Annotated in this window: 16 protein-coding genes and 1 pseudogene; 9 read left to right on the top strand and 8 right to left on the bottom strand. The window is 71.0% G+C overall.

The window, feature by feature from the left end; translation table 11 throughout:
• Window positions 1-2: 2 nt before the first annotated feature.
• The 3 genes from IF655_RS24250 (at window position 3) to IF655_RS24240 (ending at window position 4,437) form a co-directional block, all read left to right on the top strand.
• On the top strand, window positions 3-2,006 hold the full coding sequence (locus IF655_RS24250) for a GTPase (RefSeq protein WP_199587220.1): 2,004 nt from the start codon (window positions 3-5) through the stop codon (window positions 2,004-2,006).
• Window positions 2,007-2,231: 225 nt separating this feature from the next.
• Entirely contained in the window at window positions 2,232-2,699 is a 468-nt protein-coding gene (locus IF655_RS24245; RefSeq protein WP_199587219.1) for a single-stranded DNA-binding protein, read from the top strand.
• A gap of 331 nt (window positions 2,700-3,030) precedes the next feature.
• Window positions 3,031-4,437, top strand: a complete 1,407-nt coding sequence (locus IF655_RS24240; RefSeq protein ID WP_374100335.1) for a Cys-Gln thioester bond-forming surface protein — start codon at window positions 3,031-3,033, stop codon at window positions 4,435-4,437.
• Window positions 4,438-4,470: 33 nt separating this feature from the next.
• Here the strand turns inward: IF655_RS24240 and IF655_RS24235 are convergent, their stop codons facing one another.
• Window positions 4,471-4,824, bottom strand: a complete 354-nt coding sequence (locus IF655_RS24235) for a hypothetical protein (RefSeq protein ID WP_307815034.1) — start codon at window positions 4,822-4,824, stop codon at window positions 4,471-4,473.
• Between the two features lie 85 nt (window positions 4,825-4,909).
• Here IF655_RS24235 and IF655_RS24230 point away from each other — a divergent pair, with 85 nt between their 5' ends.
• Window positions 4,910-5,938 (top strand): YafY family protein, encoded by a 1,029-nt coding sequence (locus IF655_RS24230; protein ID WP_199587217.1) that lies wholly within the window; start codon window positions 4,910-4,912, stop codon window positions 5,936-5,938.
• Here the strand turns inward: IF655_RS24230 and IF655_RS24225 are convergent.
• Together IF655_RS24225 and IF655_RS24220 are read right to left on the bottom strand one after the other, a co-directional pair.
• Window positions 5,929-6,882 carry an SDR family oxidoreductase gene (locus tag IF655_RS24225; protein ID WP_199587216.1) on the bottom strand — a complete coding sequence of 318 codons (954 nt, stop codon included), beginning with the start codon at window positions 6,880-6,882 and terminating at the stop codon, window positions 5,929-5,931. The genes IF655_RS24230 and IF655_RS24225 overlap by 10 nt on opposite strands.
• 635 nt (window positions 6,883-7,517) lie before the next feature.
• Window positions 7,518-8,042, bottom strand: coding sequence for a DUF4236 domain-containing protein (locus IF655_RS24220; protein WP_199587215.1), 525 nt, complete (start codon window positions 8,040-8,042; stop codon window positions 7,518-7,520).
• Window positions 8,043-8,318: 276 nt separating this feature from the next.
• Here IF655_RS24220 and ettA point away from each other — a divergent pair, with 276 nt between their 5' ends.
• Genes ettA through IF655_RS24205 form a run of 3 tightly spaced genes read left to right on the top strand, consistent with a single transcriptional unit; the run spans window position 8,319 to window position 11,099 of the window.
• On the top strand, window positions 8,319-9,983 hold the full coding sequence (gene ettA / locus IF655_RS24215) for an energy-dependent translational throttle protein EttA (protein WP_199587214.1): 1,665 nt from the start codon (window positions 8,319-8,321) through the stop codon (window positions 9,981-9,983).
• A gap of 7 nt (window positions 9,984-9,990) precedes the next feature.
• Complete coding sequence (locus tag IF655_RS24210) at window positions 9,991-10,425, top strand: thioesterase family protein (protein ID WP_199587213.1); 435 nt, start codon at window positions 9,991-9,993, stop codon at window positions 10,423-10,425.
• Entirely contained in the window at window positions 10,422-11,099 is a 678-nt protein-coding gene (locus IF655_RS24205; RefSeq protein ID WP_199587212.1) for a hypothetical protein, read from the top strand. Before IF655_RS24210 ends, IF655_RS24205 begins: the two co-directional genes overlap by 4 nt.
• A 27-nt stretch (window positions 11,100-11,126) precedes the next feature.
• Here IF655_RS24205 and IF655_RS24200 read toward each other — a convergent pair whose 3' ends face one another.
• The gene (locus IF655_RS24200) at window positions 11,127-11,531 is read right to left on the bottom strand and encodes a globin (protein ID WP_199587211.1); all 405 of its coding nucleotides are present in this window, start codon (window positions 11,529-11,531) and stop codon (window positions 11,127-11,129) included.
• A 67-nt stretch (window positions 11,532-11,598) separates the two neighbouring features.
• Window positions 11,599-12,126, bottom strand: a complete 528-nt coding sequence (locus tag IF655_RS24195) for a helix-turn-helix domain-containing protein (RefSeq protein WP_199587210.1) — start codon at window positions 12,124-12,126, stop codon at window positions 11,599-11,601.
• A gap of 126 nt (window positions 12,127-12,252) precedes the next feature.
• Here IF655_RS24195 and IF655_RS24190 point away from each other — a divergent pair, with 126 nt between their 5' ends.
• Together IF655_RS24190 and IF655_RS24185 are read left to right on the top strand one after the other, a co-directional pair.
• Window positions 12,253-12,606 carry a nuclear transport factor 2 family protein gene (locus IF655_RS24190; protein WP_199587209.1) on the top strand — a complete coding sequence of 118 codons (354 nt, stop codon included), beginning with the start codon at window positions 12,253-12,255 and terminating at the stop codon, window positions 12,604-12,606.
• 23 nt (window positions 12,607-12,629) lie between these two features.
• A complete protein-coding gene (locus IF655_RS24185) occupies window positions 12,630-13,472 on the top strand; it encodes an oxidoreductase (protein WP_199587208.1) in 843 nt (280 codons plus the stop codon).
• 68 nt (window positions 13,473-13,540) lie between these two features.
• Here the strand turns inward: IF655_RS24185 and IF655_RS24180 are convergent.
• From IF655_RS24180 to IF655_RS24170, 3 genes and pseudogenes are all read right to left on the bottom strand, one after another.
• Window positions 13,541-14,219: pseudogene (locus IF655_RS24180) on the bottom strand (XRE family transcriptional regulator).
• 174 nt (window positions 14,220-14,393) lie between these two features.
• Window positions 14,394-15,158, bottom strand: coding sequence for a hypothetical protein (locus IF655_RS24175; protein ID WP_199587207.1), 765 nt, complete (start codon window positions 15,156-15,158; stop codon window positions 14,394-14,396).
• A 187-nt stretch (window positions 15,159-15,345) separates the two neighbouring features.
• A complete protein-coding gene (locus tag IF655_RS24170) occupies window positions 15,346-16,791 on the bottom strand; it encodes an FHA domain-containing protein (protein WP_199587206.1) in 1,446 nt (481 codons plus the stop codon).
• Between the last annotated feature and the right edge of the window lie 12 nt (window positions 16,792-16,803).

Genomic DNA, 16,803 nt, shown 5'->3' with positions numbered 1-16,803 from the left:
CGGTGACCGCCGTGGCCGACCAGAACCACACGGATCGCAAGGACCACACGGATCGCATGGACCACTCGGACGGTACGGGTCCGCCGGACGGCGCGGACCGCCCGCAGGGTCGTACGGAGCACGCCGGAGCGGCCGGTGGACACGTCCCGCAGCCCGCGCCGGAAGCGGGGCGCCCCGGCGGCGGTACGGACGCCGGGAACGCGGAGCACGCGCGCGTACCCGCCGCGTCGTCGTCCGACGCCGTCGGCGCCGACCCGGTCGGCGCGGGCCCCTCCGGCGCGCCGACCGGCACCGCCGCCGAGCCCTGGGACGACGGTCTCATCGCCCGCCGCGCCACCGACAGCGCCGCCCCCGACGAGGATCGCTCCCCCCTCGACGCCCCGTCCCGCGGCGGCTCGTCCGCCCCCGGCACGCTGCCGCTCGCCTACGACGGCGCCCTGCGCTCCCGCCTGGACGCGCTGCGCGAACTCGTCGGGCTCTCCCGCGCGCGCCTGGACAACCACACGCTCGCGGAGGCCGCCCGCGTCCTGGACGAGGCGTCCGCGCGGCGCAGGCTCTCCGGGCAGCACACCGTCGTCGCCATCGCGGGCGCGACCGGCAGCGGCAAGTCGCAGCTCTTCAACGCGCTCGCCGGGGTGACGATCTCCGAGACCGGCGTACGCCGCCCGACCACCTCCTCGCCCATCGCGTGCAGTTGGAGCGACGGCGCCGCCGCCCTCATCGACCGCCTCGGCATCCCTGGACGGCTGCGCCGCCGTCCGGTGCCGGGTCCTGAGGGCGAGGCGCCGCTGACCGGGCTGGTCCTCGTGGACCTGCCCGACCACGACTCGGCGGCGGTGCGGCACCGCGATCAGGTCGACCGCATCCTGAAGCTGGTCGACGCGGTGATCTGGGTGGTCGACCCCGAGAAGTACGCCGACGCGGCCCTGCACGAGCGCTATCTGCGGCCGATGGCCGGGCACGCCGAGGTGATGTTCGTCGTCCTCAACCAGGTCGACCGGCTGCCCGGCGAGGCCGCCGAGCAGATCCTGGACGACCTGCGCCGCCTCCTGGACGAGGACGGCGTCGCCCTCGGCGAGCACGGCGAACCGGGCGCCACGGTGCTCGCCCTGTCCGCGCTCAACGGCGACGGTCTCGGTGAACTGCGCGGCGTGCTCGGCAAGTTCGTGGCGGAGCGCGGCGCGGCCGCCCGGCGCGTCTCGGCCGACGTGGACGCCGCCGCGACCGCACTGCGCCCGGTGTACGCCGCCGGGCAGGGCGTCGAACTCGCCGAGGACGCGCGCGAGGAGTTCGCCGACCGGCTCGCGGACGCGGTGGGCGCCACCGCCGCCGGTGACGCCGCCGAGCGCGCCTGGCTGCGCAACGCCAACCGTGCCTGCGGCACGCCCTGGCTGCGGCTGTGGCGCTGGTACCACGACCGGGGCGGTCCGCCCACCGGCAAGCTGGCGGTGCGTACGCCCGCCGATACGGAGGCGACGGCGCGCCAGCGCGTCGAACAGGCGGTCCGTACGGTGTCCGACCGCGCCTCCGCCGGGCTGCCCGGGCCATGGGCGCAGGCGGTGCGCGAGGCGGCCGTACGGGGCTCGCAGGGGCTGTCGGAGTCGCTGGACGAGCTGGCGGCGGGGGCGGGACTGCCGCCGGGGCGCCCGCCTCGGCCGGGCTGGTGGCCGGTGGCGGTGCTGGCGCAGGCGGCGATGACGTTGCTCCAGGTCGTCGGCGGGCTGTGGCTCGCGGGGCAGATCGCGGGGGTGCTGGCGCCCAACCTGTGGGTTCCGGTGCTGCTGATGCTGTGCGGGATCGTCGGCGGGCCGCTGGTGGAGTGGAGCTGCCGGCTGGCGGCGCGGGGACCCGCGCGGCGGTACGGCCAGGAGGCGGAGCGGCGGTTGCGGGAGGCGGCGGCGAGCTGCGGGCGGGCCCGGGTGCTGGATCCGGTGGCGGCGGAGCTGCTGCGGTACCGGGAGGTGCGGGAGCAGTACGGGAAGGTGATGCGGGCGGGGGTGGGGTGAGCGGCGCCCTGCCGCTGCGCGCTTGTCCGCGTGCTCGTCTCTGTGCTCGTCGGAAAGCCCCGTCACCCACTCGGGTGGCGGGGTTTTCCACAGGTCCGGAGGTGGTCCACAGCGCTCGGCGGGGGTCGGCGGAGCGGGTGCAGTCTGGTCGCACGCAGGCCGTACGGGAAGGGCTCGTACGGGGGACGGCCCGGCGTCGTGGCGCCGGGTGAGGAGGGGTTCGGGATGAACGAGACCTTGGTGTGCGTGGTGGGCAACGTGGCGACGCAGCCGCTGTACCGGGACATGGCGGCGGGACCGTCCGCCCGGTTCCGGCTCGCGGTGACCTCGCGCTACTGGGACCGGGAGAAGAGCGCCTGGACGGACGGGCACACCAACTTCTTCACGGTGTGGGCCAACCGGCAGCTCGCGGTCAACGTGGCCGCGTCGGTGGAGGTGGGACAACCGGTCGTGGTCCACGGCAGGTTGAAGGTGCGCTCGGAGACCCGGGAGGGGCAGCAGAACTGGGCGTCGGCGGACATCGACGCGGTGGCGATCGGGCACGACCTGGCACGCGGTACGGCTGCCTTCCGGCGCTCGTCCCGCCCGGACACACCACCTCGCGCGGCGACGCGACCCGAGCCGGAGTGGGAGACGCCGCCGACGGAGGAGACCGAGGACAGTCCGGCCGAGGCGGCGGCGGGGGTGACATGACGTGACGTCAGCCCGTCTTACTGATGGGCTGTCAGCCTTCGTGGGCGCGCTCGGAACGGAACCGCGGCTTATCGGTGGATGGGCGCCGAACGGGTCGAACACGCGGAACACCCGCTTCCCACCCTTACCGACCGGTGGATTTGTCGACAAGCCCGGTTCGTTCTCAGCGTTCGCGATAACGATTACGGCTCGGATCGGCCTCCGGAGACCGGACCCGGCAAGTGCGGCCGCGTTGATCCATAGGATGCCGGGCGTGCCCCCTTGGGGCTGCCGATTTCTGCTGGTGGGACCGTCCCCCACGTCCAACAGGTCCTGCTCGAAGGGGAATTCTGTGCTTGGTGCGTTCTCTGGGATAACCCGGTCCGCCGTGCCCGCCCGTATCGGAGCGGTGGTCCTGGTCTCCGGCCTGGCGGCGGTGGGTGTGCTCTCCGGCGCCGGTACGGCCCTGGCCGACGAGGCTCCGCAGACCCAGGGCGGGGCGACGGCCACGATCAACGGCCTCAAGACGTACGGCGAGGCCGTGATCCACGAGGACGGCACCGATCTGACGGTCCCCGCGGGTCTGTTCGAGATGTCCGTGGACGGCGGCGGCACCCTTCAGACGTACTGCGTCGACCTGCACAACCCCACCCAGCGCGACGCGCACTACCAGGAGACCCCCTGGAGCGGCACCTCGCTGGGCACCAACAAGGACGCCGGGCGCATCCGCTGGATCCTGCAGAACTCCTACCCCCAGGTCAACGACCTTGCCGCGCTCGCCCGCAAGGCGGGGGCGCGGGGGCTGACCGAGCAGGACGCGGCGGCAGGTACCCAGGTGGCCATCTGGCGCTACTCGGACGGCGCGAAGGTCGACGCGGTGGACCCGGACGCCGAGAAGCTCGCGGACTACCTCCAGAAGAGCGCGCGCGACACCGCCGAGCCGCAGTCCTCCCTGACCCTGGACCCGCCCGCCGTCTCCGGACGCGCCGGTGATCTGCTCGGACCGGTGACCGTGCACACCAACGGCGGCACCGTGACGGTGACCCCGCCCGAGGACGCGGCCGCCGCCGGAGTACGGATCATCGACAAGACCGGCAAGGTGATCACCTCGGCGCGGGACGGCAGTCGGCTGTACTTCGACATCCCCGAGGGCGCGCCGGACGGCTCCACCCAGCTCACCCTCCAGGCGTCCACCACCGTGCCGGTCGGGCGCGCCTTCGCCTCCGACTCCCGCAGCCAGACCCAGATCCTGGCGGGCTCCAGCGAGTCCACGGTCTCCGCGACGACGAGCGCCACCTGGGCCGCGGAGGGCGCGGTCCCCGCGGTCTCGGCCCGCACGAACTGCGCCAAGAGCGGTGTGGACGTCACCGTCGCCGACAAGGGCGACCAGCCGTTCACCTTCGAGCTGATGGGCGAGGAGCACACGGTGGCCGCCGGAACCGCGACCACCGTCTCCGTCCCCCTCCAGGAGGACCGCACCTACGACTTCACGGTCACTGGCGCCAACGACTTCAGCCGCCGCTTCACCGGTGTCCTCGACTGCAAGACCCAGGGCGTCGTCACCACCAAGTCCACCCAGACCCTCAGCGACCCCACCCCCGTCGCCCTCCCTGCCGACACTCCGCCCGGCACCGACCTGGCGGCCACCGGTGGCTCGGCGATCACCCCCTTGATCGCCGGAGTGGCGATCGGCTTCGTGGTGATCGGCGGGGCGGTGCTGGTGTTCCTGCGCGGGCGTGAGGCGCGGGCGGGGGAGTGACGGGGGCCTGACCCCGGGTTCTCCTCCGACGGCTCAATCGTCCTCGTCTTCTTCCCGGCCGACATCGCGGAAGACGCACTTGTAGCCACCGCTTTGTACGAGGTGATCGACGACCTCGACCATCGCGGGGACACCACGGTCACGGGCGATCAGCCCGTCCCGGTTGCTGAAGAACCTGCCGCCCAGGCATTCCCCGCTCTGCTGCCAACGGTCCATGGTGCGCCGGACGACATCCAACGTGTAGATGGTCCCCGACCAGCGCTGCCCGTCCTCGAAGATCACCCACATGTCGACGTCGTCGATCTCGTCGAGGGGTACGCCGGCGTCAGGGACGAAGCAGATCTCGTAGCCGTCACGCCGAACGCGGTAGAAGGGTCCGTCCCACACTGCTGGGTCAACTCCTGCTCGCCTGGGGATGATGATCGTATCCACCATCGCGCCGGGCAGTCGTCGGGTCCGGGATGCTGGAGGTATGCGTGCCTCTCGTCTGATCCGTATGGCGCTGCTCGTGCAGTCGCGGCCCGGGGTGACCGCTGCCGAGATCGCCCGGGAGCTGGAGGTTTCCGAGCGGACGGTGATCCGGGACGCTCAGGCGTTGCAGGACGCGGGGGTGCCGGTCCGGTCCGAGCGGGGGCGCGGGGGTGGGTACCGGCTGGCGCCGGGGCATCGGACGCGGCTGACCACGCTGCATCCCAGCGAGGCGGAGACGCTGTTCCTGTCCGGTCTGCCCACGGCGCTGCGCGATCTCGGGCTGGCGGACGCGGCGGGCGCGGCTCGGCTGAAGCTGTCGGCGACGCTGTTGCCGTCGTTGCGGGAGGCGGCGGAGTCGTCGGTACGGCGGTTCCATCTGGACGCTCCGGCGTGGTTCCGGGAGCCGTCGGTACCGGAGTTGCTGCCGGAGCTGGCGCGGGCCGTGTGGTCCGACCGGACCGTCGAGTTGGCGTACGCGCGGCCGGGGCGGGACGGGGCGGCGCCCAGCACGGTGACGCGTCTGCTGGAGCCGTACGGGCTCGTGCTGAAGGCGGGGGTCTGGTACGTCGTGGGGCGCGTGCCGGGGGAGGGGCGGGACCGGGACGGCGCCTGGCGGACGTACCGCGTCGATCGGGTGACGGGGCTGTTCCCTGCCCCGGGTCTCGATCAACCCTTCGTCCGGGACCCGTCCTTCGACCTGGCCGCGCACTGGCAGGCTCAGGCGGTCGAGTTCGCGCGGGCGCTGCTGCGGACGACCGTCACCGTGCGCGTGACCGAGCGAGGGCTGCGTCGGCTGCCCGCCGTGGTGGACGCGGCCGGGGTCGATGAGGCGCTGGGTTCCGCGACCGGACCCGACGACGCCGGGCGCGTCACGCTCGACCTGCCGGTGGAGGCGGAGGAGGTCGCCTTCGCCCAACTGGCCGAGCTGGGCGCGGAGGTGGAGGTGCTGGCCCCGGCGAGCCTGCGCGCCCGCTTCCGTGAGCGGGCGCGGGCCGTTGCCGAGCTGTACGGGGTGGGGGATCAGCGGTAGTCGTCCGGAGTGCCGGGCTTTCCGGCGAACTTGACCTCGGCGAAGTACGCCCACGCGTCCGGTCGGCTGCCGTCCACGTCCCGTACGTCGTAGACCTTGGCGAGTTCCGCGCTGGAGGTGGACTTCCGGTTCCAGCGGGTCGCCCTTTCCGGGTCGGCGGCGAGTGCGGCGACCCCTCGGGCGAGGTAGTACGGCGACTCGGCGACGGCGAAGTCCGGTTCCTTCGCCGCGGCGTCGCGCCAGTTCTCCTCCGTCACGCCGAAGTGGGCGAGCATCTGCTCCGAGCGCAGGAAGCCCGGCGTCACGGAGACGGCCGTGCCTCCGTACGCCGCCAGTTCCGCGCCCAGCCCGTAGGCGATCCGGATGGGGGCGGTCTTCGCGAGGTCGTAGTAGAGGTTGTCGCGGTAGGTGCGGTTGAACTCCGCCGTACCGTCCGTGACTTCCACCAGCAGCGGCGCGTCCGAGCGGATCAGCAGCGGTAGCGCGAGCGCCGCGGTGATCACGTGCGACCGCACCCCGAGTTCGAGGATGCGCAGCCCGTCCGCGAGCGGCGTCTCCCAGCTCTTCTTCCCGAACACCGAGCCGCCGAGCAGATGCTCGCCGCCCCAGAGATCGTTGACGAGGATGTCGAGTCGGCCCTGCTCACGGTCGATCCGCTCGACGGGAGCGCGTACCTGGTCCTCGTCCAGATGATCGGTGGGGACGGCGACGCCTGTGCCGCCGACCGCGCCGACCAGCTCCGCTGTCTCCTCGATGGTCTCCGTCGCCCTGCCGACCTCGCTGACCCGGTCCCGGGTGGTGCGGCCGGTGACGTACACGGTGGCTCCGGCGCGCCCCAGCTCCACGGCGAGCGCGCGACCGGCACCTCGGGTGGCTCCGGCGACGAGCGCGACGCGGTTCGTGAGGGGGCGGGGGGCGTCCTGGGGGGTGGTGTCGTTCTCCATGCCACCACGGTGCACGCCAAAGGTGACAGCTCACGTCACCTTTTCCGGCGGTGCCGGATTCCGGCGCGCTTCGACGTACCAACCCGCGTGCGCGCGTAGCGCCGATTCCGCCCGCCCTGCGCCCTGCCGCACGCCTGTACGGTCGCGCACCCTGGGGTCGACACATGCCGTGAGCTGCCTGGGGGTGGACTGTGGGGGAGTGGAAGCAGGGCAAGTGCGGCTGGCCTACGGAGGCTGGACGCCGCTGCCAGAACAAGACGATGAAGGGGACGGCGCGCTGCTATCGCCATCAAGGGGACTGGACGCAGCGGGGGCAGGCTGAGTTGAAGAAGAAGGCGGGGCGGCGGCGTAAGAAGTAGCTCCCGGCCTGAGTTTCAGCGCCCAGGTCAGGGCCTGGCTGTAGGTGGGTCCGTGTGGTGGGCGTCAGTGGTAGGTCATGCCGTTCACGGCGATCCACCGGGATCCCTTGCCGACCAGTGCCATCCCTCACGTCCTCGACTGCTGAGGACGGCGGTCGTCTGGCTGCCCGGCACTCCGGTGACGGTCAGTGTCCCCGTCGATGTGGCGGTCAGCCGTTCCGCGAGGGTGATTCCCTGGGGCCATGGCTCGCCGTCATGGGTGCACGCTGAGCGTCGTCAGCTCTGAGTCAGCCGAGCAGCGCGAGCCAAGGCCTCTACGAACCGGAGATCCCGCGCAGTGGAAAAGGTAGTGAGCCTCAGGTGGTAGGTCGTCGCGTCTGACGTTTTCAGCGTGAGCTCCTTCCCGTCCAGCTCTGCGGAGGCAAGGTGCACTAGCGGAATGCGGACGTCCTCAAGATCTCTCCGATGTACGACGACGCCTCGTTCGTCGGCCGCTACCCAGCCTTCAGTACTGTTTCGGCGCGGCGCGATGAGTGCTCCAAGGGGGGCTCTGCCGGACGGGGTAGCCGGTGCGGCAGCGGGAGCGCGGCTTGGCTTCGGTCTTGTTCCCTTCGAAGAGGAAGTGGAGGAAGTGGAGTAGGAGACGCCAGGGGCGAGGCGCACAGTCGTCGTACGGCGACCGCGGCTGTTGATGGTCACTCGGCCGGCCTTGCCCCCGATGCTCAGGCTGCTCGACTTTGTGCCGAGACGGACGCGGACACCAGGTGCGATCTTGAACGACTTGTTGATGCGCAGTCCCATACATCCCCCCAGATGGTGGAGCGCCAGGCTAGCCCGGATGTCGACGATTCGTGCGTTTTTGGTTGAGATCGGTAAGGGCAGGGGCTGGCGCCGGGATGTACCGGGGCTGTGCGAGCCGACGACGGCCACCGACAGTGACAGCCAAGTCACCCGCCTCCGCGACGAACCCCCAGCTCACACCCCCCGCCAAGAACGAGTTTCCGCGGAAGCCTGGCCGTACGGCAAGATGGGGTGTATCTGCCCACTGCCAGATTTCAAGCTGCCGGACGGTTTCTCTTGGCTGAGTTCATTTACACCATGCGCAAGGCGCGCAAAGCGCACGGCGACAAGGTGATCCTCGACGACGTCACCCTGAGCTTCCTGCCAGGGGCGAAGATCGGTGTCGTCGGTCCGAACGGTGCCGGTAAGTCGACCGTGCTGAAGATCATGGCCGGGCTGGAGCAGCCCTCCAACGGCGATGCCTTCCTCTCGCCCGGCTACACCGTCGGCATCCTCCTCCAGGAGCCCCCGCTCAACGAGGAGAAGACGGTCCTGGAGAACGTCCAGGAGGGCGTCGCCGAGATCAAGGGCAAGCTCGACCGGTTCAACGAGATCGCCGAGCTGATGGCGACCGACTACTCCGACGCGCTGCTCGAAGAGATGGGCAAGCTCCAGGAGGAGCTGGACCACGCCAACGCCTGGGACCTCGACGCCCAGCTCGAGCAGGCGATGGACGCGCTGGGCTGCCCGCCCGGCGACTGGCCCGTCGCCAACCTCTCCGGTGGCGAGAAGCGCCGCGTCGCGCTCTGCAAGCTGCTCCTGGAGCAGCCCGACCTGCTGCTCCTCGACGAGCCCACCAACCACCTCGACGCCGAGTCGGTGAACTGGCTGGAGCAGCACCTGGCCAAGTACCCCGGCACCGTCGTAGCCGTCACCCACGACCGGTACTTCCTGGACAACGTGGCCGGCTGGATCTGCGAGGTCGACCGCGGTCGTCTGCACGGCTACGAGGGCAACTACTCCAAGTACCTGGAGACCAAGGCAGCCCGCCTCAAGGTCGAGGGCCAGAAGGACGCCAAGCGGCAGAAGCGCCTCAAGGACGAGCTGGAGTGGGTGCGGTCCAACGCCAAGGGGCGTCAGGCCAAGTCCAAGGCCCGCCTCGCCCGTTACGAGGAAATGGCCGCCGAAGCCGACAAGATGCGGAAGCTGGACTTCGAGGAGATCCAGATCCCGCCGGGTCCGCGCCTGGGCAACATCGTCGTCGAGGTCAACGACCTCAACAAGGCGTTCGGCGAGAAGGTCCTCGTCGACAACCTGAGCTTCACGCTGCCGCGCAACGGCATCGTCGGCATCATCGGTCCGAACGGCGCGGGCAAGACCACGCTGTTCAAGATGATCCAGGGTCTGGAGACCCCGGACTCCGGCGACATCAAGGTCGGCGACACCGTCAAGATCTCGTACGTCGACCAGAGCCGCGAGAACATCGACCCCAAGAAGACGCTGTGGGAGGTCGTCTCCGACGGTCTCGACTACATCAACGTCGGCCAGGTCGAGATGCCGTCCCGCGCCTACGTGTCGGCCTTCGGCTTCAAGGGTCCGGACCAGCAGAAGCCCTCGGGCGTGCTGTCCGGCGGTGAGCGCAACCGCCTCAACCTCGCGCTCACCCTCAAGCAGGGCGGCAACCTGCTGCTCCTCGACGAGCCCACCAACGACCTCGACGTCGAGACCCTCTCCAGCCTGGAGAACGCGCTCCTCGAGTTCCCCGGCTGCGCCGTGGTCGTCTCCCACGACCGCTGGTTCCTGGACCGGGTCGCCACGCACATCCTCGCCTACGAGGGCGAGTCCAAGTGGTTCTGGTTCGAGGGCAACTTCGAGTCGTACGAGAAGAACAAGATCGAGCGGCTCGGTGCCGACGCCGCCCGCCCGCACCGCGCCACCTACAAGAAGCTGACCCGGGGCTGATCTCACCTTGCGCCACATCTACCGCTGCCCGCTGCGCTGGGCGGACATGGACGCGTACGGCCACGTCAACAACGTGGTGTTCCTCCGCTATCTGGAGGAGGCCCGTATCGACTTCCTGTTCCGTCCGGACAAGGACTTCAAGCAGGGGTCGGTCGTGGCGCGACACGAGATCGACTACAAGCGCCAGCTCGTCCACCGGCACGCGCCGGTCGACATCGAGCTGTGGGTCACCGAGATCAGGGCCGCGTCCTTCACCCTCACCTACGAGGTGAAGGACGACGATCTCGTCTACGTCCGGGCGTCCACCGTGATCGTCCCGTTCGACTTCGAGGCTCAGCGCCCCCGTCGGATCACCGCCGAGGAGCGCGAGTTCCTCAGCGAGTACACTGACGACGGCGGCAGAACCGGCGCGAGTGACGAGGAAAAGGCCGTCGCCGCATGACGGTGCTCCACCTCGCCGACGAGAGGGAGGCGGCGGACCTCGGCGCCTTCCTCTCCCGGCTGCTCCATTACGACCGGGGAGCGGCGGTGCGTCTCCAGGCGGCGGGCACGGCGCTCGCCGTCTTCGGCCGGCCACCGTCCTTCGAGGTGCTCGCCATCCGTACGGCGCGGCTCGCCAAGCCGTACGAGGACGGGCTCGACGTCACCCTCGACGCGACCGTCTCCGCCGGTGAACTGCTGGAGTCCCTGGACGACCGGGCGGCCACCGCCGCCGTACCCGCCGCCGTCACGGGTCCGCCGTGGGCCGGGGTGCTGCCGCCGCGCGGCGGCTGGCGTCCCGAGCCGGGGCTGCCCGCCCCGGAGGAACTGCGCCGTACCGTCGGCCAGTCGGTCGCGGAGTTCCGCGCCCGCACCGAGGAACTGGCGCCCGAGGCGCGCACCCGCGCCGAACTGGACCGTACGGGACGGGAGATCTGGTCCCGCGAGATCGGTACGACCCGGCTCCCGCTGCGCGCCGTGCACGCGGCGCACTCGCTCGGTTTCCTGCGCCCCGGCACCGGCGCGGCGGACGTCGTCCTGCTGTCCTCGGGCACCTGGCTGCGGCTGCGCACGCCGTACGGCTCGGTCGCCGTGCGCGGGGCGGGGCTCGGCGCGCTCGGCGTCAGCGTGCGCTGACCTGTTTCGGCGGGGGCTTCTCGGGCTTCAGCCCTCGGTGTTGACCATCGAGGCGGCGGCGTACGTGAGGTAGTTCCACAGCGTCCGCTCGTGCTCCTCGGAGAGCTCCAGCTCGTCCACCGCCACCCGCATGTGCTTCAGCCAGGCGTCGTGCGCGGCCCGGTCCACGGCGAACGGCGCGTGCCGCATCCGCAGCCGGGGATGCCCCCGGTTCTCGCTGTAGGTGGTCGGACCGCCCCAGTACTGGATGAGGAAGAGCGTCAGCCGCTCCTCCGCCGGACCCAGGTCCTCCTCCGGGTACATCGGCTTGAGCAGCGGGTCCTCCGCGACGCCCTCGTAGAAGCGGTGGACGAGCCGCCGGAACGTCTCCTCCCCGCCGACCTGCTCGTAGAAGGTCTGCTCCTGAAGCGTGCCACGCCGGATCTCATTCACCCGTCCATGGTCTCAGACGGGGTGACCGAGGACCCGGGTCGTAGGACCCCTGCCCGGTGCCGTGCGGCTACGACGCGTTCGGGTCGGTGGCGCGCGTACGCCGCCGCCGGTCGAGTTCGGTGTAGCGGGCGCGCATCGCGTCGCTGGCCGCCGGACCGGCGCTGAAGACGTACGCCTCGCTGTCGTCGAGGCGCTTGCCGGTGCGGGCGTCGACCACGACCGGGTCGGACTCCTCGCCGGTCTCGGCGTCGATCAGGATCATGGAGCGGTCCTCGGGGTCGAGGTGGCGGTTGCCCCAGGCGGCGAGGGCGACGATCACGGGGCGCAGGGAGCGACCGAGGTCGGTGAGGACGTACTCGTGGCGGACGGGGTTCGTCTGGTACGGGCGCCGCTCCAGCAGACCGTCACCGACCAGGGTCTTCAGGCGTGCGGTGAGCATGCTGGTGGAGATGCCGAGGCTCTGCTGGAACTGGTCGAAGCGCGTGTAGCCGTCGAAGGCGTCGTGCAGGATCAGCAGCGTCCACCACTCGCCGACGTGCCGCACCGTGGTCGACAGCGGGCACTCGCGGTCCTCCAGCCTGATCCGGTTCGGCATGGCACTCTCCCTGGTTACTGCTAAAGTCGAAGTTACTGGCTTCTATTTTAGCAGTGAGTGGTTCAGTGGTGACCGGGTCACCGGCACCGAGCCATGTCGCCATGTCCCTGTCTGCGAGGCACCCCCATGACCGAGAACCCCGACACCGCCACCGTCGAGCTGCCGGAGGTCGTCCGGCGCTATCTCCGGGCGCACGACGCGCACGACGTCCCCACCACCCTGGCCACGTTCGCCCCCGGCGCCACCGTCACCGACGACGGCCAGACCTACGAGGGAACCCTCGCCCTCACGCGCTGGCTGGAGCGGACCGGCTCCGAGTACACGTACACCACGACCCTGGTCGGCGCCGAGAGTGAGGGACCCGACCGCTACACCGTCGTCCAGCACCTCGAAGGCGACTTCCCTGGCGGCACCGTCGACCTGCGCTACCGCTTCGCCCTCGACGGCGGGCTGATCAGCCGGCTCGACATCGCCCCCTGACGACGACCCGGATTCGAGGAAGCATGACTACCTGGTTCATCACCGGCGGCTCCCCCGGCGGCTTCGGCATCGCCTACGCCGACGCCGCCCTCGAACGCGGCGACAACGTCGTCCTCACCGCCCGCCGCCCGAAACTCCTGACCGACTGGGCCGCCCGCCACGGCGACCGGGCGCTCGTCCTCCCCCTGGACGTCACCGACACCGAGCAGATCCGCGACGCCGTCCGCACGGCGGAGGATCACTTCGGCGGCATCGACGTCCTGGTCAACAACGCGGGACGCGGCTGGTACGGCTCCGTCGAAGGCACGCCCGAGTCCGACGTCCGGCGCTCCTTCGAGCTGAACTTCTTCTCCGTCACGGAGCTTCTGCGCGCCGCCCTTCCGGGTATGCGGGCGCGTCGCAGCGGCTGGATCGTCAACATGTCCTCCGTCGCCGGACTGCGGGGCGTGCCCGGATTCGGCTACTACAGCGCCGCGAAGTTCGCCGTCGAGGGTCTGACGGAGGCGCTGCGCGAGGAGGTGGCGCCGTTCGGCATCCACGTCCTCGCCGTCGAACCCGGCGCCTTCCGGACCCACGCGTACGCCTCCTTCTCCGACGAGTCGGTGTCCGAGTCGGTCTCCGCGTATCTGCCGTTCGTCGAGTCGGTCCGCACGGCGATGATCGACCAGGACGGGCACCAGCCGGGAGATCCGCGGCGCGGGGTGCGAGCCGTACTGGACGCGATGGACCAGGAGAAGCCTCCGCGGCGCATCGTGCTGGGGGCGGCGGGGTACGACGCGGTCCGTGAGCAACTGGAGGGGATGATCGGGGAGTTGCGCGCGTACGAGGGCGCTTCTCGGGGTGCGGACTTTCCTTCCGAGCGGTAGCCGCATGGGCAGGTGAACGTGAGTGAGCCCCCGCCGGTCGACGGGGGCTCACTCACGTTCGGTGCGGCTCATTCGGGGGTCCGGTTGTAGCGGGCGATGGTCGCCTTGCTGGTGTCGGCGTCCATGAAGCGCAGCTCCCACGGGCCCGTGTTCACGTCGAACTCCTTGCCGAAGCCGACCCACTTGCCGGCCATGCGGCGGCCGGTCGGCTCGACCAGCATCTGTACGGCGCCGAAGTAGCGTGCGCCGCGGTAGTAGCCCTCGCTGGCCGTCTTCTCGTTCCAGGTGCCGGTGACGATGTTGCCCTCGACCTGGAGGTCCAGGGTGAGAGGCGAGTCGGGGTTCAGTGAGCCCTGGGGGAGGCTGCGGCCGGTGAGGCGGTTGCCGTGCTGGAGCAGGACGACGTAGTGCTTGCCGGTGAACGAGTTGTCGCGCCCGGAGCTGAAGTATTCGTACGTGCTCAGCCAGATTCCCGAGTAGTTGCCTCTCGGGGCGGTCTGGGTCGCGGTCGTCGCCGGGACGCCGACGGGGCTGTCCTGTAACGTCGTGGCCGCCGTGTCCGTCGCCGGTCACGCGCAACTGCGGCACCGGGACCGCGAACCCCAGCGACTCGATCGGCAGACCCGTCACGCTCTCCAGCGCGCGGGCGTACACCGGTCGGGGCACGGCGGTCTCGCCGCTCTCCCAGCGCTGGACCAGGCGCTTGGTGGCTTCGTTGGGCTGGCCCGTGCCGAAATGACGCCCCATGTGCCGCCGCGCACCGGGGGTAGCTCGGCAATCCGCACTCGGTCGGTCACGGGCCCCGCTGACGACGGTCAACAGCGCGTGCTCCTGAGCCGAAGCTCAGGAGGTGTCACCTGTGGAGCCGAGTGAGCGTCACGCTCAGCGTGACCCCTTAGGTCGAGAGGCAGTCCGGGGAACTTACTTCACTACGAGGTTGTCGCCGGTCGAAGTCGACGGGCCGGTGGTGGTGTTGCCGTAGTACGCCCAGCGCCAGGTGCCGGTCCGGGATGCCTTCACGGTCGTTCTGAGATCACCCGAGCCGTTCGCGTACACCTTCTTCACCGTGGTGTAGGAGGTGGCTCCGGTGGGCTTGAACTGCAGGCTCACCAGGCGGTCTCCGTAGGAGGCGTACTTCCTGGTCTCCCAGTTGGCCCGCGTGACCTTTCCGGTCACGGTGATGGTCCTGCCCTTGGTCACCGGCTCGGGCGAGGCGTTCACCGTCAGGCGGGAGTTGCGCTTGACGTGGACAGTGAGGCCCTCGTCGTCGGTGTCACCGCCGCCGCCCTTGAAGGACACCTCGGCCGCGACCTTCCAGGCTCCGGCCTCGCTGTTGCGCATGTCCCACACGCTCGGGTCGAAGTACATCGTCTCGCTGAAGTCGCACACACCGGCGCTCACCTTGACGCAGTCGCTCGTCTCGATGGCGTGCCACAGCCGGTCACCCGCATTGCCGCGGTAAAGGAACACCGCCGGATACTTCCACTCGTGGGTGGTCGCCATCCGGAAGGAGGCGGGCGCCGCGACCTCGTCCGACACCCCGATCACGATGGGCTTGCCGCCGTTCACCTGGACACGGGTGAACGAGACCCCGCCCTCGGCCGCTCCGGCCGGCACCGCGGCCATGCCCGTGAACACCGCCGCCGCGCCACCGGCCACGGCAGCTCTCCAGATCTTCTTCCCCACCTGATCCCCGATCTCTGCACCGAAAGGCGCCGGAGACTCGTCTTCCGGCGCCTTTCAGACAGCCGGGATCCACGCGGGGTTGTACACCCGTGGATCACGATCGGGCATCAGGCGATCGCCGCCTCGCACGAGGCGGCCGACACCGATCGAAGATCACTTACGGGACGACCTTCAGCCGCGCCCCGCCTCAGTCCCGGCGGATCGTGATCGTCGTCCACGCGCCCACGTGGACCCGGTCGCCGTCCTGGAGGGGGACCGGGACGAAGGGCTGGATGGGTTCGTCGCCGCCGTTGACCGTCGTGCCGTTGGTGGAGTTCTGGTCGACTACCGCCCAGGTGCCGTCGGGCTGCTGGACGAGGACGGCGTGCTGGTGGGAGACGCCGGGGTCTTCCGGGGGGACGGAGAGGTCGATGTCGGGGGTGTCGCCGGTGGAGTGGCGGCGGCGGCCGATGGTGAGCTGGTTGCCGGTGAGGGGGCGCTGCTGCTCGGGGGAGTAGGCGGGGAGGTTGAGACCCGCCGCCTCCGGGCCGGAGCGCTGCATCATCGCCATGAAGTACTCGCGGTCCGGGCCGATGGTCGCCGTCCACGTGGCCGGGCCCTGCTGGTAGCCCGACGGCGGCTGCGGGTAGCCGTAGCCGCCCGACGGGCCGTTCTGCGACGGGGACGACGGCGGGGAGATGACCCAGTCGTCGGCGCCGCCGCCGAAGGACGGGCCGCCGTTGTTCGGGTGGCCGGTCTCCTGCGGCGGGTAGCCCGGGGTCTGCCGGGAGGGGGCGCCGCCGAACGCGGAGGGTGCCTGGCTGGAAGGACCGCCGTAGGGGGGCTGGGCTCCGCCGCCCTGTGTGCCGGAGGGGTTGCGGTCGAAGGCGCCTGGACCACCCTGGCCACCCTGGCCGCCGGGACCCGAGGGGGCGCGACCGAACGGTGACTGACCGCCGCCCTGACCGCCTTGGCCACCCTGACCGCCGGGGCCCGACTGGTCGCGGGCGCCGCCGAACGGCGGAGGGCCGCCCTGGCCGCCACCCTGGCCCGGGCGCTCCCGTTCGAACATCGACGGGCGCTGCTGGCCGCCCGAGGGACCGCCGCCGGGACCGCCCTGGCCGCCGCCGAACCCCTGCTGCTGGCCGCCGGGGCGGGCGCCGAACGCCGACGGACCCCCCGACGTCTGCGGCGGAGTCGGCGCACCGCCGCGCGCCGCGCCGAACGGGGTCGGGCCCGAGGGCTCGTTGTCGAAGGGGGGTATCGGTTCCGCCGGGCGGTTGACCTGGGAGGGGCGGGAGCCCTGGTACTCGTAGCCGTCACCGCCGCCGTAGGAGGCGCTCGGCGGCTGGAAGCGGGGCTGCCGGCTGCCGCCGCCGGGCGGGGACGCGGGCGTGTACGAGGTCGCCGTGTTGGTGAGGAAGTTCCACCGGCACTCCTCGCAGAAGGGCGCGCCGCCCTCGCGGGGCGTACGGCACTGCGGGCACAGCTCCGGGTTCGGGGACGACGCGGGGCGTCCCTCGGCGCGCGGCGGCGGGAAGCCATAGCCGCCGGAGGGCGGCGGGGGCGGGGGTACGGCACCGGCCATGCGGTGACCGCACACCTCGCACCAGTCGTCGGCACCCGACTGGTGTCCGTTCGGGCAGGTCGGCATGTCGGTGCTACC

Source organism: Streptomyces sp. DSM 110735, from assembly GCF_016482685.1.
Taxonomy (GTDB): Bacteria; Actinomycetota; Actinomycetes; order Streptomycetales; family Streptomycetaceae; genus Streptomyces.
The sequence above is the reverse complement of the archived record's forward strand: the minus strand, read 5'-3'. Positions and strand labels throughout refer to the sequence as shown.

Bases quoted from the DNA above. Each gene is read 5' to 3' on its own strand.
- IF655_RS24245 (WP_199587219.1), top strand. From the start codon at position 2,232: ATGAACGAGACCTTGGTGTGCGTGGTGGGCAACGTGGCGACGCAGCCG.
- IF655_RS24230 (WP_199587217.1), top strand. From the start codon at position 4,910: ATGCGTGCCTCTCGTCTGATCCGTATGGCGCTGCTCGTGCAGTCGCGG.
- IF655_RS24225 (WP_199587216.1), bottom strand. From the start codon at position 6,882: ATGGAGAACGACACCACCCCCCAGGACGCCCCCCGCCCCCTCACGAAC.
- IF655_RS24220 (WP_199587215.1), bottom strand. From the start codon at position 8,042: ATGGGACTGCGCATCAACAAGTCGTTCAAGATCGCACCTGGTGTCCGC.
- IF655_RS24205 (WP_199587212.1), top strand. From the start codon at position 10,422: ATGACGGTGCTCCACCTCGCCGACGAGAGGGAGGCGGCGGACCTCGGC.
- IF655_RS24195 (WP_199587210.1), bottom strand. From the start codon at position 12,126: ATGCCGAACCGGATCAGGCTGGAGGACCGCGAGTGCCCGCTGTCGACC.
- IF655_RS24190 (WP_199587209.1), top strand. From the start codon at position 12,253: ATGACCGAGAACCCCGACACCGCCACCGTCGAGCTGCCGGAGGTCGTC.
- IF655_RS24185 (WP_199587208.1), top strand. From the start codon at position 12,630: ATGACTACCTGGTTCATCACCGGCGGCTCCCCCGGCGGCTTCGGCATC.
- IF655_RS24170 (WP_199587206.1), bottom strand. From the start codon at position 16,791: ATGCCGACCTGCCCGAACGGACACCAGTCGGGTGCCGACGACTGGTGC.